Raw genomic sequence first — 4,384 nt, 5'->3', positions numbered from 1 at the left:
TTCAAATACGATGCAAATAAAGATATTTACTTATGCCCCGCTGGTAATGAACTTCAAAATCGAATGCAGGTATTTGAGCAAGGTAAATACCTTGATGTTTACTTCAATCACATTGCTTGTCGAGATTGTAAAATAAGAAGTCAGTGCACTAACTCTAAAAAAGACCCTAGGCGAATAAGGCGGTGGGTGCATGAGATTCTGACAGAAGAAATGCTTCAAAAGCTAAAGAATGAACCTGAATTGATGCTTCATCGCAAGCAAACTGTTGAGCACCCCTTTGGCACAATTAAACTCTGGATGGGAGCTACCCACTTACTAACACGAGGTTTAAAAAGCGTGGGGACAGAAATAAGTCTTCATGTTCTGGCTTACAACTTCAGAAGAATGCTCACAATTATGGGAGTTAATGGTCTAAGTAAAGCGATTAGAGTAGCGTTGCTATAGCAGTTTCGCTCGCGCGGAGAAAATTGTGATACTGAGAAAAAATCGATCGCAACCATCTTAAATGGTTTCAAACTAAGAACATACCCAAGACAATTTATTAAAAATTAGTTTTTACACAGTCTGTGCCAAAAGCAGCCCTTGAGTGACTTAGTGATAAAGGCTGCAATGATACGATTGCTGACATTTCACTATTTCTTTTTATGCCTTCTCATTGCCATTAATAGACTGTCATTTAGCTATCGCAACAACTTTGACCTTCTTGAATTGGCGGGCATTTCACTGTTCCATAAGAGCAATATACGCAACAATCGCCTTTCAAAGGCTTTAGGAGAACTTTGCAAGATTCACATTCATAATACCACTGGCAAGCGTTGGTTGGCATTTCTTCAGTTTTACTGAAGCCACACTCAGGGCAAGTAATGGTAGAATTTAACTCTATACTTTGCATGTTTGCTCCTTCAAAGGTTTAACAATGTCTAATACGGACATTACAATCATCAAACAAATACCTACATAAAACAAATAAGTGCTCCATTCGTATTGCCATAGTGGATAGAGGGTTAACAAAACCGCTATAGGGCCAATAACCCCAAGAATACCTCTCGCATGATTTTGGTTTTTATACCAGTTATACAAATTTACCAACAATGCCAGAGTTGCAAATATAGGTAACAAGGTATTTACAGCAATTCCCTCAAAGTGAGAGAGAAAGCCTAATCCTAATGCTGATGCTAACGAGCCGAGTGCGGGGAAGCACCCCGTACAACTAAGAGCCGCAAGCCAAACACCACCTGAGCTAACTTTATCTAAAATCTTATTAATCATTTTTAACGTCTAACATTATTTGAATGATTTGAGTATGAACTCCGTAGGTAGGTACGGAGTCAATACTATTTTAGCGAATCGATTATTGGGCAGTGGGATTGATCGTTATTGTTGCGGCATGAATTAGTCATTTCTTTTATGACGACTTCTAAGCGTTGAAGGTCAGCTATCTTATTTTGAATTACGTTCAATTTCAGCAAGCCTAGGGATTCTACTTTGGCACAATCGCCATCCATTGACATCAATGAAGCCACTTCTTTTAGAGTAAAGCCAAGTGCTTTGGCCTTACAGATGAATTGTAATTGTTTGGTGATTGAGTCGTCATAGACACGATAACCATTTTGAGGTTTTTGAGGCTGTTTTATCAAGCCTTCCCGCTCATAAAACCGTATAGTTTCTACGCCTATATCAAGTTCTTTAGCCAACTTGCCTATTGTTTTCATCGTCCAACCATAAAATCAACTTTAATCATGACATTAGTATATCAATACGAAGTAAAATTGCTCGAACTACAATGACTGGTTTTCGCTCTTTTGAGGCATTCGCCTCAACACGTTTTGGGGCAAAGGTGAGTTATATTGATAAATCGTCGATGGACAAAAACGTTTTAGAGTATTCATCGCATTGAGCGGCGAACGAAAAGCCCGATTGACACATGAGCAAAGTAATAAGTAGCCATGCCAACCTACGCAGTTTTGATGTGCAATTAAAAATTGGCATTTTCTTATCAACTTTGCGCATTAAGCGCTCGCTGTCTTTCATTTCCAGCATCTTCGAGGATCATTTTTGCCCCGCGCAACACAACGCACGAAACTATCACACCGATAACCAGATCAGGCCATCGAGAATCGAGCCAAAACACCAAAACGCCAGCAGAGATAACACCTAAGTTGGCAATCACATCGTTGGCTGAAAATATCCAGCTTGCCCGCATATGCACTTCTTCATTTCTTTGTTTGCGTATGATCACAAGACAAATGACATTAGCAACCAGTGCAACTGCCCCCATAGCCATCATTAGTCCCGATACAGGTTCGCTACCGTAAATTGACCGTCTTACAATATCAATGATAATCAACACACCCAGTGCCATCTGAAAAAAGCCGCTAATTCTAGCCGCATTGGCTTTGTGCAATAGCGATTTACCAATAGCATAAAGGGCAACACCATAGACAACTGCGTCGGCGAGCATATCAAGTGAATCGGCTATTAATGCGGTTGAATCAGCAAGCAACCCGATCCCCATTTCTATAACAAACATTGTCGCGTTTATTCCCAAAAGCCAATACAAAACCTGTCGTTGAGACTGGTCTTTTATTTCAACTTAGCACCCACATCCGCTCATTAGAAACACACTCTTTACTGATGAATAGTATGAGTATAAAGTCTATACTTGGTATAGAGTCAACGGTTAGGAGTAAAAAATGAAAATTGGTGATGTCGCAAAGACGACAGGTTGTAGTATTCAGACCATTCGTTTTTATGAAAAGAAAGGGCTATTGCCTGAGCTCAAGCGCTCAAGTGGAAATTATCGTGTCTACGACAAGGGGACTATTGAACAACTCCTATTTATTAAACAGTGTCGTTCATTGGATATGTCTATCATGGAAGTAAAAACGCTCATGGACAGTCGTTCGAAGCCAGATCAGAGCTGTTCAAATATCAATACGTTAATAGCTAAGCATTTATCAGACGTCATTATTCGCATTGAAGAGCTAAACGCATTAAAGTCATCACTCGAAAATATGGCGTCAAAGTGTGATCAAAACAAAACCATTAGGGACTGTGGCATTTTAAATTATTTACACACTTAAAAGTGTAAGAAGCACACAGTTTCACTGTGCGCACTCGCCTCAACGTGTATCTATCGGCTAACATTCGTCATTTGTGTAGATTTATAAGGCAAAAATCAATAGCCTGAACTTTTGATACTGAGTCAGCCATGCATATTCATTTGTGGCCCTACAAAGCGATTTACATCGGAATCAGTCCTGATAATGATGTTCATGCACATCATGCTGTCCAAATTTGCAATCAAGTCCTAATTGCTCAGCCCAGCTCCTGATGATAGACCTGTAATATGAATAGCTTATTGGTTGATTGGAGCGACGTATACTCCGAAACAAATAATCACTGGGTTGCAACTTAACTTCTTGAATCCAATGGATAATACTTTGTTGTGTTCTCGGAGTTATCTCAAATTGAACTTCGATCCCAGTTTTCTTCTGCGTTAATTGAACCCTTTCAAATACTTGATCGAGAGTAGTGACGTCTCGAACTTTTAAAGAGAGTAAGTCACATGATCTTAGCTTGCTATCTATAGCCAAATTAAGTAAAGCTAATTGCATCAAGTTATTTTGAATTTCAATTCGAGTGCGAATACGCCAAATCTCTTCAAGCTTGAAAGGACGTTTCACACTAGTAGCATTGTGATTTAGTTCTGGTTTCATAGTGACCTCCTATTTAAAAGTCACTATGAGGATAGTGGATGTATTACTGATTAGGATTTGGACAATTATGAGTTAGAGTCGACGGGCGGTTCGGTGCCCAGACTGTGTAAAAACTAATTTTTAATAAATTGTCTTGGGTATGTTCTTAGTTTAAAACCATCTAGGATGGTTGCGATCGATTTTTTCTCAGTATTGCAATTTTCTCCGCGCGAGCGAAACTGCTATAGCAACGCTACTCTAATCGCTTTACTTAGACCATTAACTCCCATAATTGTGAGCATTCTTCTGAAGTTGTAAGCCAGAACATGAAGACTTATTTCTGTACTCACGCTTTTTAAACCTCGTGTTAGTAAGTGGGTAGCTCCCATCCAGAGTTTAATTGTGCCAAAGGGGTGCTCAACAGTTTGCTTGCGATGAAGCATCAATTCAGGTTCATTCTTTAGCTTTTGAAGCATTTCTTCTGTCAGAATCTCATGCACCCACCGCCTTATTCGCCTAGGGTCTTTTTTAGAGTTAGTGCACTGACTTCTTATTTTACAATCTCGACAAGCAATGTGATTGAAGTAAACATCAAGGTATTTACCTTGCTCAAATACCTGCATTCGATTTTGAAGTTCATTACCAGCGGGGCATAAGTAAATATCTTTATTTGCATCGTATTTGAA

General features: G+C 39.3%; 7 protein-coding genes and 1 pseudogene. 2 read left to right on the top strand and 6 right to left on the bottom strand.

Going from position 1 to position 4,384, the window contains the following annotated elements; all coding sequences use genetic code 11:
* On the top strand, positions 1–444 hold a 444-nt coding region (locus tag L641_RS0103090), incomplete at its 5' end, for a transposase (RefSeq protein ID WP_024601095.1).
* 232 nt (positions 445–676) lie between these two features.
* Here L641_RS0103090 and L641_RS23545 read toward each other — a convergent pair.
* From L641_RS23545 to L641_RS22165, 4 genes are all read right to left on the bottom strand, one after another.
* Positions 677–892, bottom strand: a complete 216-nt coding sequence (locus L641_RS23545; RefSeq protein WP_076916053.1) for a GDCCVxC domain-containing (seleno)protein — start codon at positions 890–892, stop codon at positions 677–679.
* Positions 880–1,269, bottom strand: a complete 390-nt coding sequence (merC, locus tag L641_RS0103085; RefSeq protein ID WP_024601094.1) for an organomercurial transporter MerC — start codon at positions 1,267–1,269, stop codon at positions 880–882. Before merC ends, L641_RS23545 begins: the two co-directional genes overlap by 13 nt.
* A 65-nt stretch (positions 1,270–1,334) precedes the next feature.
* A complete protein-coding gene (locus tag L641_RS0103080; protein ID WP_010557530.1) occupies positions 1,335–1,712 on the bottom strand; it encodes a MerR family transcriptional regulator in 378 nt (125 codons plus the stop codon).
* A 284-nt stretch (positions 1,713–1,996) separates the two neighbouring features.
* Positions 1,997–2,587 carry a cation transporter gene (locus tag L641_RS22165; RefSeq protein WP_253944042.1) on the bottom strand — a complete coding sequence of 197 codons (591 nt, stop codon included), beginning with the start codon at positions 2,585–2,587 and terminating at the stop codon, positions 1,997–1,999.
* A 106-nt stretch (positions 2,588–2,693) separates the two neighbouring features.
* Between L641_RS22165 and cadR the strand changes: the two genes are divergently transcribed.
* Positions 2,694–3,083 carry a Cd(II)/Pb(II)-responsive transcriptional regulator gene (cadR, locus tag L641_RS0103070; RefSeq protein WP_004588587.1) on the top strand — a complete coding sequence of 130 codons (390 nt, stop codon included), beginning with the start codon at positions 2,694–2,696 and terminating at the stop codon, positions 3,081–3,083.
* A 195-nt stretch (positions 3,084–3,278) separates the two neighbouring features.
* Here the strand turns inward: cadR and L641_RS0103065 are convergent.
* Positions 3,279–3,719 (bottom strand): annotated as a pseudogene (locus tag L641_RS0103065) (tyrosine-type recombinase/integrase); the annotation flags it as partial.
* A gap of 221 nt (positions 3,720–3,940) precedes the next feature.
* The coding region (locus L641_RS0103060; RefSeq protein WP_024601066.1) for a transposase at positions 3,941–4,384 on the bottom strand (444 nt) is incomplete at its 5' end.

It is taken from the genome of Pseudoalteromonas sp. TB41 (genome assembly GCF_000497975.1).
Lineage (GTDB): Bacteria > Pseudomonadota > Gammaproteobacteria > Enterobacterales > Alteromonadaceae > Pseudoalteromonas > Pseudoalteromonas tetraodonis.
The sequence above is the reverse complement of the archived record's forward strand: the minus strand, read 5'-3'. Positions and strand labels throughout refer to the sequence as shown.

What these genes read in the sequence shown, in the direction of transcription:
- L641_RS23545 (WP_076916053.1), bottom strand. Translation starts at nt 892, where the DNA reads ATGCAAAGTATAGAGTTAAATTCTACCATTACTTGCCCTGAGTGTGGC.
- merC (WP_024601094.1), bottom strand. Translation starts at nt 1,269, where the DNA reads ATGATTAATAAGATTTTAGATAAAGTTAGCTCAGGTGGTGTTTGGCTT.
- L641_RS0103080 (WP_010557530.1), bottom strand. Translation starts at nt 1,712, where the DNA reads ATGAAAACAATAGGCAAGTTGGCTAAAGAACTTGATATAGGCGTAGAA.
- cadR (WP_004588587.1), top strand. Translation starts at nt 2,694, where the DNA reads ATGAAAATTGGTGATGTCGCAAAGACGACAGGTTGTAGTATTCAGACC.